Consider the following 17,751-nt stretch of genomic DNA (forward strand, 5'->3'; position numbering starts at 1 on the left):
ACTCTCCGGAGGCAGCTGGTGAAGATAGCGATTCTTTCCCGGGATAGTTCGCTCTATTCCTGTAAACGCCTGATTGAGGCCGCGCGACTGCGCGGTCACAGCATTGAAGTGATCGATCCGCTCTCCTGTTATATGAATATCAACCCCGGCTCATCCGCTATCCACTATCGTGGCAGGAAACTGGCGCATTTTGATGCAGTGATCCCCCGTATTGGTCCGGCTATCACCTTCTATGGCACCGCCGTGCTCCGGCAGTTTGAACTCTGTGGCAGCTATCCACTCAATGAGTCGGTGGCCATTACCCGTGCCCGCGACAAGCTTCGCTCACTGCAACTGCTCGCCCGGCAGGGCATTGATATGCCCGTCACCGGCTTTGCTCACTCACCTGACGACACCAGCGACCTGATTGAGATGGTCGGGGGTGCGCCGCTGGTGGTGAAGCTGGTTGAAGGCACGCAGGGAATTGGCGTGGTGCTGGCGGAAACGCGCCAGGCGGCGGAAAGTGTGATCGATGCTTTTCGGGGCCTGAATGCGCATATTCTGGTGCAGGAGTTCATCAAAGAGGCCAATGGCCGGGATGTTCGTTGTCTGGTTATTGGTGGCGAAGTGGTAGCGGCCATTGAGCGCGTGGCAAAAGAGGGCGATTTTCGTTCAAATCTTCACCGGGGTGGCACGGCCCGCAGTATTGAAATCACCGGACGGGAACGCGAAATGGCCATCAATGCGGCTGCCACTCTGGGTCTGGACGTTGCCGGTGTGGATATTTTACGCGCGACGCGCGGCCCTCTGGTAATGGAAGTCAACGCTTCACCGGGCCTGGAAGGCATTGAGAAAGCAACAGGTCTGGATATTGCCGGGATGATGATCGCCTGGACAGAAGAACAGGCCCGTCCCGGCTTCAGTCTGAAAACCGGTGGGTGAGAGCTTATTTCTGTCACAGCCGTGGTGTTTACCGGCTTTTTTCCGTAAGCTAGGGCGCAATTTTAAGGCGGTATGAGAGCTATCACATGGATTCACTCGTCGTTCCAGATATTGACGTAATACGACGTTGGCTGGATCAGCAAAGCATCACCTGGTTTGAGTGTGACTCTTGTCAGGCCCTCCACCTGCCGCATATGCAGAATTTCGACGGAGTATTTGATGCCAAACTCGATCTGGTTGATAACGTCATTCTGTTTTCAGCGCTGGCCGAGGTCAAACCCACAGCATTAATCCCCCTGGTGGGTGATTTATCCCAGATCAACGCCAGCTCCCTTACGGTAAAAGCTTTCGTGGATATTCAGGATGATAATCTGCCGAAGCTGATTGTCTGTCAGTCGCTGTGTGTCACTGCCGGGCTGACTTACGGGCAGTTTGTTCACTTTATGAAGCAAAGTGAAGAGCAGATCTCGATGGTGGTTCTGGAAGCCTTCGCCAATCAACTCCTGATTCTGGATGAAGACGAAAATCGTTCCGAGAGCATCTCTTCCTCCTCGATGCTGCACTAAATATCTCCTCTTCTGGCTGGGTTGATCGCTGATCGACCCTCATGCCTGCGCCATTTGCTGACTCTTTAAACAGCTGCGCCCAATCTGACCCCCTGACGAAAACCAGTTTTTATTCTGCTTTTTACCCTTAAATGCCACATATCAGTCGCCGTTTATGCCATGTCTGGCGTATCACATAGAGGAAACATGCATTAAAAATCGATAAAAGGCGTTTTTTACGCCAGGGTCTGGCCTGGGGGGAGCAGTGGGGCTATCCTTGCGAAGCTGCATTTAGCGTGCAACGTCGCAAAGGGTATAGGTTTTTTCTATTTCACAGCACAGTGAATAATCATTCATTGTAGAGCCAGCGGGCCTGCTGTGAGCAGCCTGACCCTCAGGTAGTCATTATCCCTGTTCAGAAGGATGGAAAACATGTTCAACCAACGTAAGAAATGGTTGTCAGCTATGGTTGCTGGCGTGTTGATGGCGGTTTCTGCGGGGGCATCTGCTGCTGATAAGACGCTGCATGTTTATAACTGGTCAGACTATATTTCGCCGGATACCGTGCCGAACTTTGAAAAAGAGAGCGGTATTAAAGTGGTGTATGACGTTTTCGATTCCAACGAAGTGCTGGAAGGGAAACTGATGGCCGGCAGCACCGGTTATGATGTGGTAGTGCCTTCTTCCAGCTTCCTGGCCCGTCAGTTACAGTCCGGCGTTTTCCAGCCTCTGGATAAGAGCAAACTGCCTAACTACAAAAACCTTGATCCGGACCTGCTGAAGAAGCTGGACCAGCACGATCCGGGCAATAAGTACGCCATCCCGTACCTGTGGGCAACCACCGGAATTGGCTACAACGTTGAGAAAGTTAAAGCGGCACTGGGTAAAGATGCGCCGGTAGACAGCTGGGATCTGGTGCTGAAGCCAGAGAATCTCGAAAAACTTAAAAGCTGCGGCGTCTCATTCCTGGATGCACCGGAAGAAATCTTCGCTACCGTTCTGAACTATCTGGGTAAGGATCCGAACAGCTCCGATCCTAAAGACTATTCAGGCGCGGCCACCGATCTGCTGCTGAAACTGCGCCCGAGTATTCGTTACTTCCACTCATCTCAGTACATCAACGATCTGGCTAACGGCAATACCTGCGTGGCAATCGGCTGGGCGGGTGACATCCTGCAGGCAAAAAATCGTGCGGTGGAAGCGAAAAATGGCGTCGACATCGCTTACAGCATTCCGAAAGAGGGGGCGCTGGCCTTCTTCGATATGTTTGCCATCCCTAAAGATGCTAAAAATCTGGATGCTGCCTATCAGTTCCTCAACTATATGATGGAGCCGAAAGTGATTGCGGATGTGTCCAATAAGGTGTTCTACGCCAACGGCAACAAGGCTTCAGTTCCGTTGATCAATGCAGACGTGCGTAACAACCCGGGCATTTTCCCAACGCCGGACACCATGGCGAAATTGTTTGTGCTGAAAGTACAGGATCCAAAACTTGATCGTGTGCGTACGCGTGCATGGACTAAAGTTAAAAGTGGTAAGTAACTGGCGAGTCTGACTTCCTTTTAGATCAAGCAACAGAGGCGCAACCAGCCTCTGTTTTGTCTTTTATATGGCCTGGTGGCCGTATTCTGCACAGCGCCGGAGAGTAATGGTAGTGAATGACGCGAACCCACGCCCCCAATCTAAAGCGAGCAAGGCGCTGAAGCCTCTGCTTGAGATCCGCAACCTTATCAAGTCTTTTGACGGGCAGCACGCCGTTGATGATGTCAATCTGACCATCTATCAGGGCGAAATCTTTGCGCTGCTGGGCGCTTCAGGCTGCGGGAAATCCACGTTGCTGCGTATGCTGGCAGGTTTCGAACCCCCCACGTCCGGGCAGATTATGCTTGATGGTCAGGATCTGTCTCACGTCCCTCCCTATCAGCGTCCGATTAATATGATGTTCCAGTCTTATGCGCTCTTTCCGCATATGACCGTGGAGCAGAATATCGCCTTTGGTCTGAAGCAGGATCGCCTGCCGAAAGATGAGATTGCCAGCCGGGTGGCCGAGATGCTGACGCTGGTGCATATGCAGGAGTTTGCCAAACGCAAGCCGCACCAGCTTTCTGGCGGTCAGCGTCAGCGTGTGGCCCTGGCCCGCAGTCTGGCGAAACGACCAAAGCTGCTGCTGCTGGATGAGCCGATGGGCGCGCTGGATAAGAAATTACGTGACCGGATGCAGCATGAAGTTGTTGATATTCTTGAGCGCGTGGGGGCCACCTGTGTGATGGTAACTCACGACCAGGAAGAGGCGATGACCATGGCCGGGCGGATCGCCATTATGAACCGGGGCAAATTCGTTCAGATTGGCGAGCCGGAAGAGATTTATGAGCATCCGACTACCCGCTACAGCGCTGAGTTTATCGGCTCGGTGAATTTGTTTGAAGGGCTGCCGCGCGAGCGTCAGGCCGATGGTCTGGTGATTGAAAGCCCCGGCCTGATTCATCCGCTGAAAGTGAATTCGGATACCTCAGTAGTGGATGGCGTGCCGGTACACGTCGCACTGCGTCCGGAAAAAGTGATGCTCTGTGAAGAGTTCCCGGCGGATGGCTGTAACTTTGCCGTGGGTGAAGTGGTTCACATCGCCTATCTGGGCGATCTCTCCATTTATCATGTGCGTCTGAACAGCGGGCAGATGATCAGCGCCCAGTTGCAGAATGCCCATCGCTTCCGCAAGGGTGCGCCGACCTGGGGAGATGAAGTCCGTCTCTGCTGGGACGCGGACAGTTGTGTGGTTCTGACAGTGTAGTGGGGGAGTTATGAGTCAACAATCTTCAAAAACCGGGTCGTCAACCCGGCCGCCAGGCGCGCTCAGCGCGTTCCTCGGCAGGCTGCAGATGAAGCAGGGGCGAAAGCTGGTGATTGCGCTGCCTTACCTGTGGCTGATCCTGCTGTTTCTGCTGCCTTTTTTAATCGTGCTGAAAATCAGCTTTGCTGATATTGCGCGTGCAATTCCCCCTTACACCGATCTGGTCACCTGGGCTGATGGCCAGCTGACGATGGTGATGAATCTGGGGAATTACATCACGCTGACCGACGATCCTTTATATATTGATGCCTATCTGCACTCCCTGCAGGTGGCGGCGATATCAACGGTGATCTGTTTGCTGATTGGCTATCCTCTTGCCTGGGCAGTGGCTCACAGCGCACCCTCCACGCGTAACATTTTGCTGTTGCTGGTGATCCTGCCTTCATGGACCTCTTTCCTGGTGCGCGTTTATGCCTGGATGGGGATCCTGAATGACAACGGCGTGCTGAATCGTTTTCTGATGTGGACGGGCGTCATCGACCATCCGGTGGCGATCCTTTATACCAATCTCGCGGTCTATATTGGCATTGTGTACTGCTATCTGCCGTTTATGGTGCTCCCTATCTATACCGCGTTAACCAGAATTGATTATTCGCTGGTGGAAGCCTCGCTGGATCTTGGAGCGCGTCCGTTGAAGACCTTTTTCAGCGTGATTGTCCCGCTGACCAAAGGCGGCATTATTGCCGGTTCGATGCTGGTCTTTATTCCGGCGGTCGGAGAGTACGTGATCCCTGAGTTGCTGGGGGGGCCGGACAGCATCATGATTGGCCGTGTGCTCTGGCAGGAGTTCTTTAATAACCGTGACTGGCCTGTTGCATCCGCGCTGGCAGTGATTATCTTGCTGATTTTGATCCTGCCGATTATCTGGTTCCACAAGCACCAGAATAAAGAGTTGGGGGAGAAGGAATGACTACGTTACCGACTATCCGTTCTCCGTGGCGTATTGCGATCCTGGTGGTGTGCTTTTTCTTCCTGTACGCCCCGATGGCACTGCTGGTCATCTATTCGTTTAACTCGTCCCAGCTGGCGGCGTGGGAGAGCTTCTCGCTGCACTGGTACAACGTGCTGTTCCACGATGATGCGATGATTAGCGCCGTAACGCTGAGCCTGACAATTGCGGCCCTGGCTGCTACTGCGGCCTCAGTGTTGGGGACCATTGCTGCGGTGGTGATTGTGCGTTTTGGTCGCTTCAAAGGCTCTACCGGTTTCGCCTTTATGCTGACTGCGCCGCTGGTTATGCCGGATGTGATCACCGGCCTTTCCCTGCTGTTGCTGTTTGTGGCGATGGGAAATACGTTTGGCTGGCCTGCGGACCGTGGCATGCTGACCATCTGGCTGGCCCACGTCACTTTCTGTACCGCCTACGTGGCGGTGGTGATCAATTCGCGCCTGCGCGAGTTGGATCGCTCAATAGAAGAAGCCGCGATGGATCTGGGTGCCACGCCGTTGAAAGTCTTCTTTGTGATCACCATCCCTATGATTGCCCCGGCAATCGTCACCGGCTGGCTGCTGGCCTTTACCTTATCACTGGATGATTTGGTCATTTCCAGCTTTGTCACCGGCCCTGGTGCGACCACGCTGCCAATGCAGATTTTTGCCACCGTGCGCCGTGGGGTGAATCCGGAAATCAATGCGCTGGCATCGTTGATTCTGTTTGTGGTGGGGATCGTAGGCTTTATTGCCTGGCGCTTTATGGCGCACGAAGAGAAGCAGCGTTTGCGGGATATTCAAAAGGCCCGGGGCGGGCGGTAAAGGGGTAAGTCTGCCGCATCCGTGCGGCAGACGTCTGCTTATCCCAGCACCTTCTGCACACACGCCTTAAATACTTTAACGCCCACCGGCAGTGAATTCAGATCGAAACGCATATCGGGATGATGCAGACCCGGAACCAGTCCTGTTCCCAGTCCCCAGAAGCCCGATTTCATCTCCGGCCGCTGCACGGAATAGTGGAAGAAATCCTCACTGCCGGGCGTGGAGCGCACTGGCATCACAGCCTTTTCGCCCAACACCTCTTTAATTGACTCCGCAATCAGCGTGGTCATCTCAGCATTAATTTCTGCCGCCGGCATCGATTTCAGCACCATGATCTCTGCTCTCGCGCCATAGGCTGCCACGCTGTGCTGAATGGCTTTCTCAACGCGGGTTTTCAGCAGCTCCATATCCTCGTTTTCTGCTGCACGCAGGTCGAAAACAACCCGGGCTTCATCAGGAATTGAGTTGGTTACCCCCGCGTCGCACAGGAAGCGCGTCGCCTTGGCGCTCCAGCTTTTGCCGGGGGCCATATGTACGGCGTTGACCGCCTGAACAGCGCTGACGGCGGCATCCAGCGCGTTGATGCCGAGATGAGGACGGGCACCGTGAGCAGTCTGGCCGTATACGGTGGCCTCAACAGTCACGCAGGCGGAATAGTTAACGGCAGGAATAGCCGTGCCGACAGCACACTCTTCAGCCGGACGCAGGTGGAAGCCCAGCATCATATCAACATCATCAATAGCGCCACCGGCGATCATGGCCAGCGCCCCCGTGCCTAACTCCTCAGCAGGCTGGAAAATCAGCTTCAGGCGGCCTTTTTTTACTGCCCCTTCGGCCATCATCTCCTGTGCCGCTGTCAGCACTACGGAAGAGTGGGCATCATGACCACAGGTGTGACGGGCGCAGGCCTCACCATTGATCACATGGCCCAGCGCATCCATATCAGCGCGAAGTGCCAGCGTTGGTCCCGGCAGGCCGCTATCCAGCACCGCCACGATGCCGGTTGTGGCATTGAAATTATCCTGCACCGCAAAACCCGCGGCCTTCAGCTGCTGGCTGATATAAGCTGATGTTTTAAACTCCTGAAAACCCAGTTCAGGGATTTCATGCAGATAAGCGTAATGCTCCAGAACTTTTAACACGTTAAATACTCCCTATAGCAATTGTCAGGCAACGACCCGCATTACAAACATTGAGATGACCGCATTCAGGATGCTGGTCACCATCAGCAATGGCCAGTATTTCTTCGGTACATCAGAGACCCCCAGCAGGCGTCCCATATACTGCAACTGCGCGCCCATCAAAAAGATGGCTGGCGTTAAAATAGTGATATCTGCGCCGCTCAGCACGCCCTTAACCAGCAGGCTGACGGCCACGCCTGTCCCGGCTGAGGAGGAGAGCCACGCGGTTAATAATACGGTGATCGCTTCTCCCGGCAGACCAAAGACGCCCATCACCGGAGCAAAGATCTGGCCAATAAAGCCCATAACGCCGAGTAAATTTAGCATCTCAGCAATGACATAGGCCATTACCACGTTGGGCATTAAATTGTGAATAGCGATGTGGAAGCCTTTGCGGGCACCTACCACAAAGATATCGAATGGATTCTGGCTGGTCAGGGTCTGAGGTTTATTCTGCATACTGGAAATCTCGTTTATAGAAAGTGTTCAATATCAGACGGACAAATGCAGCTCCGACAAATTTCAGCACGAACATCACCACCAGAGGGATCAGTACGGGTATCGACAGGGAAACAAACAGGGCTGAGCCAATAGCAAAATAGTTATTGATTAGCCCGGCACCGGAATATTGCCAGGCAGCCATAATAATCACGTCCTTTTTGCTGATTTGCTTCTCGTCATACAGCTCTTTGGTTAATGCGGCACCGGCATCGGTACTTTGCAGATCGGTGATTAATGCCAGACCTGAACGGCCAGGAATGCCTAACAGAGGTTTGAGTAACGGGGTGAGTAATCTATGGGCTGCGCGGATAGCGCCGTAATGCGTAAAAATCTCCAGCAGGCCAAGCGCCAGCATAACGGTTGGCACCAGTGAAAGGGCAAACAGAAAACCCGCTTTGGCACCCAATCCGCCTTCGCCCACAAAGGTGTTGTGCGCGGCATCTTTCATGCTGCCGAACTTACCGCCCAGGGTGGTAAAATCAAAGGCACCCAGCCATTTCATTCCCGAGACGTTATAGAAAAGACCGGAGAAAAAGAGCAGGGCTACTATCAGGGCCAGATAAGATCCGATACCCACCGACTGTCTGGTTTGCGGCATGATTTTTTCATCCCTCATTGAATGACCTCCTGTAATAAAAGAAATGACCCGTAACGCGATAAAAGGCGGCTGCAGAGTGGAAAGAGTCCCTTTGTTGCGCTAAAAATAACAATTGCTAGGGTCCAGGTCAGAATTGCAGGCTTCATGCCAGAGTCACTAAATTAAGTAAAGTTATTGCCGATAAACCATTAGCAGCTTCATCGTGCATTTTTCGAACGTAATAACCAACGGCCTTTTACAGGATTGATTAGTTAATATCCGGCGTGGAAGTTTGGATTCAAAGGATTAAGTTCGGCAGATCCCCACGATGGCGCGTATGCACCGTTCTGGGGCATAACAACGCATTTGTCAGGAGAGACTGATGTCTGAGGTGCTCAGAGAGAGTAAGGCTGTACTGGCTTCCCCGTCGTCTGTACCCGTCCCGGTTCTGGTCGCGGGCATTGCCATTGTGGCGACAAGAGTGATAAATGTGGCGTTACAGGTGCATGATTCAGGGCTGGCAGAAGTGGCCAGTTTTGTTTATCGCAGCGCCCAGGCCTGGGATTCCACGTTGATTTTTATCGCCAGCCAGCTGATCTTCTTTTTTGAGCTGCGCTGCGCAGTAGCCCTGATGCGGGGTAAGAACTGGGGAAGGTATGGATTTGTCGCTGCCCAGCTTGTTGTGATCCTCTATATGTTTTGCGCTTCTGTAGGCTGGATTTACCCTGAGCTGTTCAGCATCAACGGTGAAAACAATCTGCAAATCATTCATCTGCTGCTGTCGCAGAAGCTGCCCGATTTTCTGGTCATCATGCTGCTGTTTCTCCCCGCAACCAGCCGGGGATATTACCGGCAGCCTTAATCAGCCAGGTGCTGACTTTGCTCAGACGCCGGCAGCATCAGCAGAAGGCGCAAACCAGCGCAGGCCCAGCTTGTGCAGGGTGCCATCCTCTTTCAGACTTTGCAGGGCTCTGTTCAGCTTCTCTTTTAACTCCACATTGCCCTTGCGCACGGCCAGCCCTAAACCCGTACCAAAGTAGTGGCTGTCCGTGATGGATTCGCCCACCCTGGCCAGCATCGGGTCCGTTTTAAGCAACTCCTGCACTGCCAGCGTATCGCCAAAAATCCCATCCAGCCTGCCGCTGCGCATATCCAGCAGCGCGTTCTGATAATTGTCGTAGGGCACGGCTATGATTTCTGGCCAGGCAGCGAGCAGGTAAGCCTGCTGGGTCGTTTCTGCCCCAATGCCGACGCGTTTGCCTTTCAGTTGCTCAATATCCGTGTAAAGCCCTTTGCCAGCGATCAGCGTCCCGGAGTTGGTAATGTAGGGATCGGTAAACTCCACCAGCTTTTTACGCTCTTTGGTGATATCCAGCCCGGAAATAATCACGTCATAACGACGGAATTTCAGTGAAGGGATCAGGCGCTCGAAAACGATGTTGGTGAAAATACACTCCTGCTGCATACGTTCACACAGGGCTTTCGATAAATCGATATCGAATCCCACCAGCTCATTATCCGTGGTCAGGAATTCAAAGGGGGGATTATTGGCCGTAGATGCGAAACGCAGAGGTTCAGCCGCCTGCGCAAAAGCGCAAATCCCGGTTATCAGCAGAGTCAAAACAAGCTTTAACATCACGTACCTTTCTTGCGGTCCTGTTATCGGGCCATTATCTCGCGCACGAAGCACGGGCTATTCGATGAATAGCCACTACAGAAGGGCTGTTTCTCAGGGATACCGGTCAGTTATGCGTCAGTTTCGGCGTTCAAAAGCCAGGGCGCGTCGTTCAATCAAGCGCATCATCAGTGTAAGGAGCCCGTTTACGCAGAGATAGATCAGCCCTGCGGCGGCAAACACCGTGACGTCATAAGTGCGGCCATAAAGCAGCTGTCCATGCCCCATCACTTCCATCAGGGTGATGGTATAGGCCAGAGAGGTACTTTTAAACACCAGCACCACTTCGTTGGAGTAGGAGGAGAGGGCGCGTTTAAAGGCGTAAGGCAGCAGAATACCCAGCGTTTCTTTACGGTTCATTCCCAGCGCCGAGCAGGATTCCCACTGGCCTGAAGGAATAGCGCGCATGGCACCGTAAAATAGCTGAGTAGTGTAGGCGGCACTGTTCAGCGAAAGGGCCAGCAGCGCACAAAGCCAGGGCTGAGAAAGGAGATGCCACAGCCACGGGATGGTCTGGATGGACGGAAACTGCCCTGGCCCGTAATAGATCAGGAAGATCTGTACCAGCAGCGGCGTACCGGTAAATACGGTGATATACCCCCGTACAATCAGCCCCATCACCGGCACTTTCAGCGAAAGGATCGCCGTGAAAAGCAGTGCCAGCATCAGCGCCAGCAGTAACGAAGCGACCGTGAGGGTCAGGCTGGTATGCAGCCCTTTCAGCAGTTCAGGTAAATAGCTCAGCATCAGGTATTCCCCCGGTCAAAACGGGTCGCGCGTGCATCAATGCGTTTCAACACCTGCTGGCTCAGCAGGGTGATCACCAGATAAATGGCGGCCGCCAGCAGATACCAGGTAAAAGGCTCCTGAGTGCGGGCGGCGATGCTTTTAGTCTGTAACATAATGTCGTTGACGCTGATCAACGAAACCAGTGCGGTATCTTTCAGCAGCACCAGCCACTGATTGCCGAGGCCCGGCAGGGCATGACGCCACATCTGCGGCAGGATCAGCCGGAAGAAAATGGCGGATTTTTTCATGCCGAGCGCCTGACCTGACTCCCATTGTCCCACCGGCACTGCTTTTAAAGCACCGCGCAGCGTCTGGGAAGCATAGGAGGCGTAGAGGATTGACAGCGCTATCACCCCGCAAAGGAACGGGCTGACGTCAAAGTTCTCAATCTCCATCTGGACAGGGAAGCTGAACAGCCCCAGATTGACGTTAAAACCGTCGGAAAGGGTCAGCAGCAACTGTGAGGCGCCGAAGTAAACAAAAAGCACCACCAGAATCTCTGGCAATCCCCGGAACAGGGTTACCAGACCAGTCCCGAGCCAGGCAACGGGTCGCCAGCGCGCCGATTCCCAGGCAGCAAAAATCATCGCCAGGAACAGTCCGACGACCAGAGCAGAAACGGCAAGGCCGACGGTCATGCCGGCGGCGCTTGCTAAAGGAGAAAATTCATTCATTCAGGGATTACTGCTGGAACCATTTGCTGTAGATGGTTTTATAAGTACCGTCGGCTTTCACTTTATCCAGAGCGGCGTTGAATTTGCTCTGCAACTCGGTGTTGCCCTGGCGAACCGCAATACCCAGACCCGTGCCGAAGTAGGCTTTATCGGTGACTTTTTCGCCGACCGGAGCCAGTTTAGCATTCTGCTTCAGCCATTCATTGACCACGGCAGTGTCGCCAAATACCGCATCAATACGGCCATTTTTCAGGTCCAGAATGGCATTCTGATAGCTGTCGTAAGCAACAACGTTTACGTCAGTCATCTGCTCAGTGAGGTATTTCTGGTGAGTGGTCCCATTCTGTACGCCAACGCGTTTGCCTTTCAGCGCATCGATGGAAGCCACTTTCCCTTTCTGAGCAACAAACAGTGCGGAGTTGTCGTAATAGGCTTTGGAGAACAGCACCTGTTTTTCACGCTCGGGAGTAATATCCATACCGGCCATCACCGCATCGAAACGGCGGAATTTCAGGCTTGGGATCAGGCTGTCGAAGGCCTGATTGGTGAAGGTACAGGTGGCATCCATTTCACGGCACAGTGCGTTAGCCAGATCCACATCAAAGCCCTGGATCTTGTTATCGGAATCCACAAACTCAAAGGGGGGATAGGAAGCTTCAGTAGCAAAACGAACGGTTTGCGCAGCGTTCGCGCCAAGGCTTAAACCCGCTAACAGTGTGGCAACCAGAACTTTTTTCATTGTTATACCCTGCATCAGTGCGATAAATAATTGGCAAACGCTTCGGTTTGCGGCTGTGTAAAGCGGCTGGCATCACCCTGTTCGATCACGTAGCCATTTTCCATATACACCACCCGGCTGGCGGTTTTACGCGCCACTTCCACCTCATGCGTGACGATGACCTGGGTAATGTTGGTCTGGGCGAGTTCCTGAATGATCGAGACGATCTGCGCGGTGATCTCCGGATCCAGCGCTGCGGTAGGCTCATCAAACAGCAGAACCGCAGGCTCCATCATCAACGCGCGCGCAATGGCGACGCGTTGCTGCTGCCCACCGGACAGGTGCAGTGGGAAACGATCGGCAAATTTGGTCAGGCGCAGGCGATCCAGCAGTTTTCCGGCGCGGGCATGCGCCTGCTCTTTGCTTAACCCCAGCACGCGGCAGGGCGCTTCAATCAGGTTTTGCATCACGGTCAGATGTGGCCAGAGATTATATTGCTGGAAAACCATGCCCACATTCTGGCGCAGCTCACGGACAGAGGCGTCTGACGGGGTTTTACTGAAATCAATATGATGACCTGCAATGCTCAGCGTTCCGGAACGCGGCATCTCCAACAGGTTAAGAACGCGCAGCAGGGAGCTTTTACCGGCACCGCTTGGACCCAGCAGAACCAGCGTTTCGCCCTCAGGGCACGCCAGTTGAATGTCGAACAGCGCCTGATGGGCACCGTAAAAGCAGTTAATACCGTTTAGTTGAATACTCATGCGCTAAAAGTGAATAGTAATTAGTGCTGCGAATCTTAACGTTGACGGCATACTTATGCAATCGCCGCGCGAAAAATACCTTTATAAGCAGCTGTAAAGTGAAAGTCTGGCATAAGATCGCGGGGTTCACCGTTTTTTGTCACCGGGAGGCAACAGGAAAAACAGGAAAACGCGCCACCCGAAGGCGGCACGGTCAGGCTTTTATTTCAACAGGAGCTGGCTCAGGGAGCCGCCCTCCAGGTGAGGGTTCGGGCTGGCGTAACGGACATCGTCAACGGCCCAGCAGGTGCCTTCACGCACCATCAGCACTTCATCCTGCCACTCCACAGGCTTACTGCCATCACGGCTCAGAGTGACGCGCAGTGGAATATTACGGGCATCGGTATTCGGAATTGAGGAGGAGTCCGCCACGCTGGCGGAGGTTGGACCTGCAGCCAGGCTTGAGAAGATATCACCCTGACTTACCGTGGCAGGCTTATCGGTTTCACCGTTAGCTTTCACCAGCGTTGCGTAGAGTTTATCGCTGAGATAAGGACGATATTTGGCCAGCTGTTGCGCATTGGGCAGACCCTGAGCGGGCTCTTTCAGACGAAGGTCGTAAAATTGCTGTGCGACAGAGTCCGGGCCGCCTTCAACACAGGGACCCATGCGTGTCCCTGTGTCCTTGTACGCGGGTTCTACTGTGGTACAGGCGCTGAGCAGCAGCGCCACCGGAGCCAGTGCAGCAATCGCTTGGTATTTCATCTTGATTTCCTTATTGTTTCTGGGTGACGTTTTTTAGCATAAAGTATAGCCGCTCTGTTTAACCACAAGGGCTACACTCGGAAAGAACCGCAAATGGAGAACAAATGATGAAATTTTCGACCACTCCCACGCTTGAAGGACACACCATTACCGATTACTGCGGCGTGGTAACGGGCGAGGCAATTTTGGGTGCCAATATTTTCCGCGATTTCTTTGCCGGTATCCGCGACATCGTTGGCGGACGCTCCGGAGCCTATGAAAAAGAGTTACGTAAAGCGCGACAGATTGCCTTTGCAGAACTTGAGGAGCAGGCCAAAGCGCTGGGGGCAAATGCCGTGGTGGGAATTGATATCGATTATGAAACCGTAGGGAAAGACAGCAGTATGCTGATGGTCAGCGTTAGCGGCACCGCGGTTAAAACCAGCCACTGATGCGTCTGCTGATGGCAGCATTGGCTGCGGTGTTGTTAAGCGGGTGCGGCTCGGGAGGATTTGAGTCGCATAACGGTTATACCCTGGATACGCGCCATCCGGCTTATGGCGCGCGTCCCCGCGTTAAAGTGCTGGTTATCCACTATACCGCGGAGGATTTCCCTGCCGCGCTGGCTACCCTCACAGACCGGGATGTCAGCGCTCATTACCTGATCCCTGCCGCCCCCGTCCAGCATCGTCAGCAGCCGGTGGTATTGCGTCTGGTGCCTGAAGATCAGCTTGCCTGGCACGCTGGTCCCAGCTTCTGGCGGGGTGCTTCACGCTTAAATGATACGTCGGTAGGCATCGAGCTTGAGAATCAGGGCTATACGCGAGTGGCAGGTGGCAGGATATGGTATCCCTTTGCTCCCCAGCAGATAGCCGCGTTGGCGCCGCTGGCACGGGACATTGTGCACCGTTACCACATCCAGCCACAGGATGTGGTAGGCCACAGCGATATCGCCCCGCAGCGAAAACAGGATCCCGGCCCGTTATTCCCGTGGGAATGGCTGGCAAAGCAGGGGATTGGTGCCTGGCCTGACGCGGCCCGCGTGCGTTTTTATCTGGCAAACCGGGCACCTCAGCAGCGGGTGGATCAGGCGCATTTGCTGACGTTGCTCTCGCTTTACGGGTACAGGGCTTCACCGGAAATGCCGGAAGAACAGCAGCAGAAAGTGATAGCGGCCTTCCAGATGCACTTCCGCGCCGCGGACTACCGTGGGTTGCCGGATGCGGAAAGTGAAGCCATCGTGAAGGCGCTACTGGAGAAGTACGGCGACGGCTAGCTGGCCAGGAACGCTTTCCACTGGGCGACCAGCGTTTCCAGATCGTGGCGATCAATATCCAGATGCGTCACCAGGCGGGTAACGGCGCCGGTGCTGATCAAAATATCCCGCTGCTGCATCCACTCTTTCAACGGTGTGATCTGCTCTGCCGGCAGGCGGACAAACACCATGTTGGTGTCCTGACGTGAAACCGTGACGCCAGCCGCCTGCAACTGCCCTGCGAGCCAGGCGGCATTGTCATGGTCATCCTTCAGACGGGCAACATTGTGTTCCAGCGCATACAAGCCAGCGGCGGCAAGGATCCCGGACTGGCGCATTGCCCCCCGGTCATTTTCCGCCAGCGTCGCGCACGCTGAATATACTCTGCGCTGCCACATAGCAGCGATCCCACTGGCGTCCCCAGCCCCTTCGACAGACAGATGGTCAGGGTATCGCAGTAACGGGTCAGGGCCTCGAGTTCGACGCCAAGTTCCACCGCCGCGTTGAAAATACGGGCGCCATCGATATGCAAAGCCAGCTTATGCTGACGGGTGAACTCCCAGGCTTGTTGCAGATAAGCTACCGGCAGCACCTTACCGTTGTGCGTGTTCTCCAGACTCAGCAGTTTGGTGATCGCGAAGTGAAAATCGTCAGGTTTGATAAACTGCGCCACCACGTCCAGCGGCAGCGTACCATCAGAAGCGGCAAGGATGGGTTGAGGTTGAATACTGCCCAGCACCGCCGCGCCGCCAGCCTCATATTTGTAGTTATGCGCCAACTGCCCGACGATATATTCCTCACCGCGCTGACAGTGACAAAGCAGCGCAATCAGGTTGGCCTGGGTACCTGTGGGTAAAAAGAGGGCGGCTTCTTTGCCGCTGAGTCTGGCTGCCTTAGCTTCCAGGGCATTTACTGTGGGATCATCGCCGTACACATCATCCCCGGTTTCTGCGGCCATCATGGCTGACAGCATCGCTTCGCTGGGGCGGGTTACCGTATCACTGCGTAAATCGATCACTCTTGCGCTCCTCTTATGAAAACGGACGCCGAAGCGTCCGAAAAAAGACCTGCAAATGTTTTACCGCAGCCAGTTGGTTTTTGCCAGCTCAACTACCTCGTCGCCGCGCCCGTTGATGATCGCTCTGAGCATATAGAGGCTGAAACCTTTAGCCTGTTCCATTTTAATCTGCGGCGGCATCGCCAGCTCCTCTTTGGCGGTGATCACGTCAACCAGCACCGGGCCGTCGTGGGCGAGCGCTTCCTGAATCGCCGCGTCCAGATCGGAGGCACGTTCAACCCGGATCCCCTTCACGCCGCATGCCTTAGCAATGTCGGCAAAATTCGGATTTTCCAGATCGGTCCCATCCGTCAGATAACCGCCAGCTTTCATCTCCATCGCCACAAAACCCAGCACGCTGTTGTTGAAGATCACCAGCTTTACCGGCAGTTTTAACTGGGCTACCGAGAGAAAATCGCCCATCAGCATGCTGAAGCCACCATCACCGCACAGGGCGATGACCTGACGCTGTTTATCCAGCGACTGCGCCCCTAACGCCTGCGGCATGGCGTTAGCCATTGAACCGTGATTGAACGAGCCAATCAGGCGACGTTTGCCGTTCATTTTCAGGTAGCGCGCCGCCCAGACGGTAGGGGTGCCAACGTCACAGGTGAAAATGGCATCCTCATCGGCATAGCGGCTTAATTGCTGCGCCACATATTGCGGATGAATAGCCTGTTTATCATTGGCCGTCGCCAGGTCGTCCAGGCTTTTGCGCGCTTCTGCATAGTGCTTAAGCGCCTTATCCAGAAAATCACGATCCTGCTTAACGTCCAGTTGAGGAAGCAAAGCGGCCAGCGTGGACTGAATATCCCCTACCAGCGCCATATCGACGTGGCTGTGGGCGCCAATACTGCCGGGATCGATATCAATCTGAATAATGTTGGCATCGGCAGGATAAAACGCGCGGTAGGGGAAACGCGTTCCGAGCAGAACCACCGTATCGGCGTTCATCATGGCATGGAAACCCGATGAGAAACCGATCAAACCGGTCATCCCGACATTGTAAGGGTTGTCATAATCCACGTGCTCTTTGCCGCGCAGGGCATGCACGACGGGCGCTTTCAGCGTCTCTGCCAGCTTCATCACTTCCGCATGCGCGCCGGCACAGCCGCTGCCGCACATCAGAGTGATATTCGCCGAGCCATTAAGCAGCGCGGCCAGTTTGGTCAACTCGCTGGCGGGCGGCTGGATCACCGGTAACTGCGGAGGATACCAGTCTGACGTTGCGCCTTCAGGGGCCGCCTGCAGGGCAACGTCCCCCGGCAGAACCACCACCGACACACCGCGATTAAGGATCGCCTTGCGCATGGCGATGCCAAGGACCTGCGGCAACTGCTCAGGATTGGAAACCAGCTCGCAATAATGGCTGCATTCGCGAAACAGTTCCTGCGGATGCGTTTCCTGAAAATAGCCGCTGCCAATCTCGCTGGAAGGAATATGCGCCGCAATGGCAAGCACCGGCACGTTGTTACGGTGGCAGTCAAAAAGACCGTTGATCAGATGGAGATTGCCTGGCCCGCAGGAGCCGGCGCAAACGGCAAGTTCGCCGCTGATATGGGCTTCTGCTCCGGCGGCAAAGGCGGCCACCTCTTCATGACGGGTAGGCATCCACTCAATGGTGCCCATTTTGTTCAGGCTGTCGGTCAGCCCGTTCAGGGAATCCCCGGTCACTCCCCAGATACGTTTTACCCCGGCGCTTTCTAATGTTTTTGCCACCAGCGTGGCTACTGTCTGCTTCATGCTTTTCTCCTTTCAGCATTATTCCTGG

The 17,751-nt window shown here is 54.4% G+C and carries 19 protein-coding genes and 1 pseudogene; 9 read left to right on the plus strand and 11 right to left on the minus strand.

The annotated features are described in order from the left end of the window. The first annotated feature begins 18 nt into the window (after nucleotides 1-18). The 6 genes from rimK (at nucleotide 19) to potI (ending at nucleotide 6,066) form a co-directional block, all read left to right on the plus strand. Entirely contained in the window at nucleotides 19-921 is a 903-nt protein-coding gene (gene rimK, locus VRC33_RS07745) for a 30S ribosomal protein S6--L-glutamate ligase (RefSeq protein WP_338562509.1), read from the plus strand. Between the two features lie 86 nt (nucleotides 922-1,007). After that, nucleotides 1,008-1,487, plus strand: coding sequence for a YbjN domain-containing protein (locus tag VRC33_RS07750; protein ID WP_338562511.1), 480 nt, complete (start codon nucleotides 1,008-1,010; stop codon nucleotides 1,485-1,487). 411 nt (nucleotides 1,488-1,898) lie between these two features. Further along, nucleotides 1,899-3,008 (plus strand): spermidine/putrescine ABC transporter substrate-binding protein PotF, encoded by a 1,110-nt coding sequence (gene potF, locus VRC33_RS07755; protein WP_338562513.1) that lies wholly within the window; start codon nucleotides 1,899-1,901, stop codon nucleotides 3,006-3,008. A 112-nt stretch (nucleotides 3,009-3,120) separates the two neighbouring features. Further along, the gene (potG, locus tag VRC33_RS07760) at nucleotides 3,121-4,254 is read left to right on the plus strand and encodes a putrescine ABC transporter ATP-binding subunit PotG (protein ID WP_338564152.1); all 1,134 of its coding nucleotides are present in this window, start codon (nucleotides 3,121-3,123) and stop codon (nucleotides 4,252-4,254) included. A 10-nt stretch (nucleotides 4,255-4,264) separates the two neighbouring features. Continuing rightward, nucleotides 4,265-5,224, plus strand: coding sequence for a putrescine ABC transporter permease PotH (gene potH, locus VRC33_RS07765; RefSeq protein ID WP_338576958.1), 960 nt, complete (start codon nucleotides 4,265-4,267; stop codon nucleotides 5,222-5,224). Continuing rightward, the gene (potI, locus tag VRC33_RS07770; RefSeq protein ID WP_338562518.1) at nucleotides 5,221-6,066 is read left to right on the plus strand and encodes a putrescine ABC transporter permease PotI; all 846 of its coding nucleotides are present in this window, start codon (nucleotides 5,221-5,223) and stop codon (nucleotides 6,064-6,066) included. The genes potH and potI overlap by 4 nt, the downstream gene beginning before the upstream one ends. 38 nt (nucleotides 6,067-6,104) lie before the next feature. Here the strand turns inward: potI and VRC33_RS07775 are convergent, their stop codons facing one another. From VRC33_RS07775 to VRC33_RS07785, 3 genes are read right to left on the minus strand one after another with little or no spacing between them, the layout of a single operon-like run. Continuing rightward, complete coding sequence (locus VRC33_RS07775) at nucleotides 6,105-7,208, minus strand: amidohydrolase (RefSeq protein ID WP_338562520.1); 1,104 nt, start codon at nucleotides 7,206-7,208, stop codon at nucleotides 6,105-6,107. A 24-nt stretch (nucleotides 7,209-7,232) separates the two neighbouring features. After that, on the minus strand, nucleotides 7,233-7,706 hold the full coding sequence (locus VRC33_RS07780) for a YjiG family protein (RefSeq protein WP_338562523.1): 474 nt from the start codon (nucleotides 7,704-7,706) through the stop codon (nucleotides 7,233-7,235). Further along, on the minus strand, nucleotides 7,696-8,364 hold the full coding sequence (locus VRC33_RS07785; protein ID WP_338562525.1) for a nucleoside recognition domain-containing protein: 669 nt from the start codon (nucleotides 8,362-8,364) through the stop codon (nucleotides 7,696-7,698). The genes VRC33_RS07780 and VRC33_RS07785 overlap by 11 nt, the downstream gene beginning before the upstream one ends. 343 nt (nucleotides 8,365-8,707) lie before the next feature. On the opposite strand from VRC33_RS07785, the gene VRC33_RS07790 reads away from it, so the two are divergent. Then, on the plus strand, nucleotides 8,708-9,187 hold the full coding sequence (locus tag VRC33_RS07790) for a YbjO family protein (protein WP_338562527.1): 480 nt from the start codon (nucleotides 8,708-8,710) through the stop codon (nucleotides 9,185-9,187). Nucleotides 9,188-9,208: 21 nt separating this feature from the next. Here VRC33_RS07790 and VRC33_RS07795 read toward each other — a convergent pair whose 3' ends face one another. From VRC33_RS07795 to VRC33_RS07820, 6 genes are all read right to left on the minus strand, one after another. Continuing rightward, a complete protein-coding gene (locus VRC33_RS07795) occupies nucleotides 9,209-9,961 on the minus strand; it encodes a transporter substrate-binding domain-containing protein (protein WP_338562530.1) in 753 nt (250 codons plus the stop codon). 117 nt (nucleotides 9,962-10,078) lie between these two features. Next, nucleotides 10,079-10,747 (minus strand): arginine ABC transporter permease ArtM, encoded by a 669-nt coding sequence (gene artM / locus VRC33_RS07800; RefSeq protein WP_338562533.1) that lies wholly within the window; start codon nucleotides 10,745-10,747, stop codon nucleotides 10,079-10,081. Beyond that, the gene (gene artQ / locus VRC33_RS07805; protein WP_338562535.1) at nucleotides 10,747-11,463 is read right to left on the minus strand and encodes an arginine ABC transporter permease ArtQ; all 717 of its coding nucleotides are present in this window, start codon (nucleotides 11,461-11,463) and stop codon (nucleotides 10,747-10,749) included. Before artQ ends, artM begins: the two co-directional genes overlap by 1 nt. 7 nt (nucleotides 11,464-11,470) lie before the next feature. After that, nucleotides 11,471-12,202, minus strand: a complete 732-nt coding sequence (artJ, locus tag VRC33_RS07810; protein ID WP_338562537.1) for an arginine ABC transporter substrate-binding protein — start codon at nucleotides 12,200-12,202, stop codon at nucleotides 11,471-11,473. 14 nt (nucleotides 12,203-12,216) lie between these two features. Then, the gene (gene artP, locus VRC33_RS07815; protein ID WP_338562539.1) at nucleotides 12,217-12,945 is read right to left on the minus strand and encodes an arginine ABC transporter ATP-binding protein ArtP; all 729 of its coding nucleotides are present in this window, start codon (nucleotides 12,943-12,945) and stop codon (nucleotides 12,217-12,219) included. Between the two features lie 201 nt (nucleotides 12,946-13,146). Next, nucleotides 13,147-13,689, minus strand: a complete 543-nt coding sequence (locus tag VRC33_RS07820) for a lipoprotein (protein ID WP_338562541.1) — start codon at nucleotides 13,687-13,689, stop codon at nucleotides 13,147-13,149. A 107-nt stretch (nucleotides 13,690-13,796) separates the two neighbouring features. On the opposite strand from VRC33_RS07820, the gene VRC33_RS07825 reads away from it, so the two are divergent. Both VRC33_RS07825 and VRC33_RS07830 read left to right on the plus strand, forming a co-directional pair. Then, the gene (locus VRC33_RS07825) at nucleotides 13,797-14,120 is read left to right on the plus strand and encodes a heavy metal-binding domain-containing protein (protein ID WP_338564154.1); all 324 of its coding nucleotides are present in this window, start codon (nucleotides 13,797-13,799) and stop codon (nucleotides 14,118-14,120) included. Continuing rightward, nucleotides 14,120-14,944, plus strand: a complete 825-nt coding sequence (locus tag VRC33_RS07830) for an N-acetylmuramoyl-L-alanine amidase (protein ID WP_338562543.1) — start codon at nucleotides 14,120-14,122, stop codon at nucleotides 14,942-14,944. Before VRC33_RS07825 ends, VRC33_RS07830 begins: the two co-directional genes overlap by 1 nt. Here VRC33_RS07830 and ltaE read toward each other — a convergent pair. After that, a pseudogene (gene ltaE, locus VRC33_RS07835) lies at nucleotides 14,941-15,941 on the minus strand (low-specificity L-threonine aldolase). The gene VRC33_RS07830 and the pseudogene ltaE overlap by 4 nt on opposite strands. Nucleotides 15,942-16,001: 60 nt before the next feature. Beyond that, nucleotides 16,002-17,723 carry a ubiquinone-dependent pyruvate dehydrogenase gene (gene poxB, locus VRC33_RS07840; protein WP_338562545.1) on the minus strand — a complete coding sequence of 574 codons (1,722 nt, stop codon included), beginning with the start codon at nucleotides 17,721-17,723 and terminating at the stop codon, nucleotides 16,002-16,004. Between the last annotated feature and the right edge of the window lie 28 nt (nucleotides 17,724-17,751).

It is taken from the genome of Erwinia sp. E_sp_B01_1, from assembly GCF_036865545.1.
Lineage (GTDB): Bacteria > Pseudomonadota > Gammaproteobacteria > Enterobacterales > Enterobacteriaceae > Erwinia.

What these genes read in the sequence shown, in the direction of transcription:
- VRC33_RS07750 (WP_338562511.1), top strand. Translation starts at nt 1,008, where the DNA reads ATGGATTCACTCGTCGTTCCAGATATTGACGTAATACGACGTTGGCTG.
- potI (WP_338562518.1), top strand. Translation starts at nt 5,221, where the DNA reads ATGACTACGTTACCGACTATCCGTTCTCCGTGGCGTATTGCGATCCTG.
- artJ (WP_338562537.1), bottom strand. Translation starts at nt 12,202, where the DNA reads ATGAAAAAAGTTCTGGTTGCCACACTGTTAGCGGGTTTAAGCCTTGGC.
- VRC33_RS07780 (WP_338562523.1), bottom strand. Translation starts at nt 7,706, where the DNA reads ATGCAGAATAAACCTCAGACCCTGACCAGCCAGAATCCATTCGATATC.
- VRC33_RS07830 (WP_338562543.1), top strand. Translation starts at nt 14,120, where the DNA reads ATGCGTCTGCTGATGGCAGCATTGGCTGCGGTGTTGTTAAGCGGGTGC.
- VRC33_RS07790 (WP_338562527.1), top strand. Translation starts at nt 8,708, where the DNA reads ATGTCTGAGGTGCTCAGAGAGAGTAAGGCTGTACTGGCTTCCCCGTCG.
- artM (WP_338562533.1), bottom strand. Translation starts at nt 10,747, where the DNA reads ATGCTGAGCTATTTACCTGAACTGCTGAAAGGGCTGCATACCAGCCTG.
- artQ (WP_338562535.1), bottom strand. Translation starts at nt 11,463, where the DNA reads ATGAATGAATTTTCTCCTTTAGCAAGCGCCGCCGGCATGACCGTCGGC.
- poxB (WP_338562545.1), bottom strand. Translation starts at nt 17,723, where the DNA reads ATGAAGCAGACAGTAGCCACGCTGGTGGCAAAAACATTAGAAAGCGCC.
- potH (WP_338576958.1), top strand. Translation starts at nt 4,265, where the DNA reads ATGAGTCAACAATCTTCAAAAACCGGGTCGTCAACCCGGCCGCCAGGC.
- artP (WP_338562539.1), bottom strand. Translation starts at nt 12,945, where the DNA reads ATGAGTATTCAACTAAACGGTATTAACTGCTTTTACGGTGCCCATCAG.
- VRC33_RS07795 (WP_338562530.1), bottom strand. Translation starts at nt 9,961, where the DNA reads ATGTTAAAGCTTGTTTTGACTCTGCTGATAACCGGGATTTGCGCTTTT.
- potF (WP_338562513.1), top strand. Translation starts at nt 1,899, where the DNA reads ATGTTCAACCAACGTAAGAAATGGTTGTCAGCTATGGTTGCTGGCGTG.
- VRC33_RS07785 (WP_338562525.1), bottom strand. Translation starts at nt 8,364, where the DNA reads ATGAGGGATGAAAAAATCATGCCGCAAACCAGACAGTCGGTGGGTATC.
- VRC33_RS07825 (WP_338564154.1), top strand. Translation starts at nt 13,797, where the DNA reads ATGAAATTTTCGACCACTCCCACGCTTGAAGGACACACCATTACCGAT.
- VRC33_RS07820 (WP_338562541.1), bottom strand. Translation starts at nt 13,689, where the DNA reads ATGAAATACCAAGCGATTGCTGCACTGGCTCCGGTGGCGCTGCTGCTC.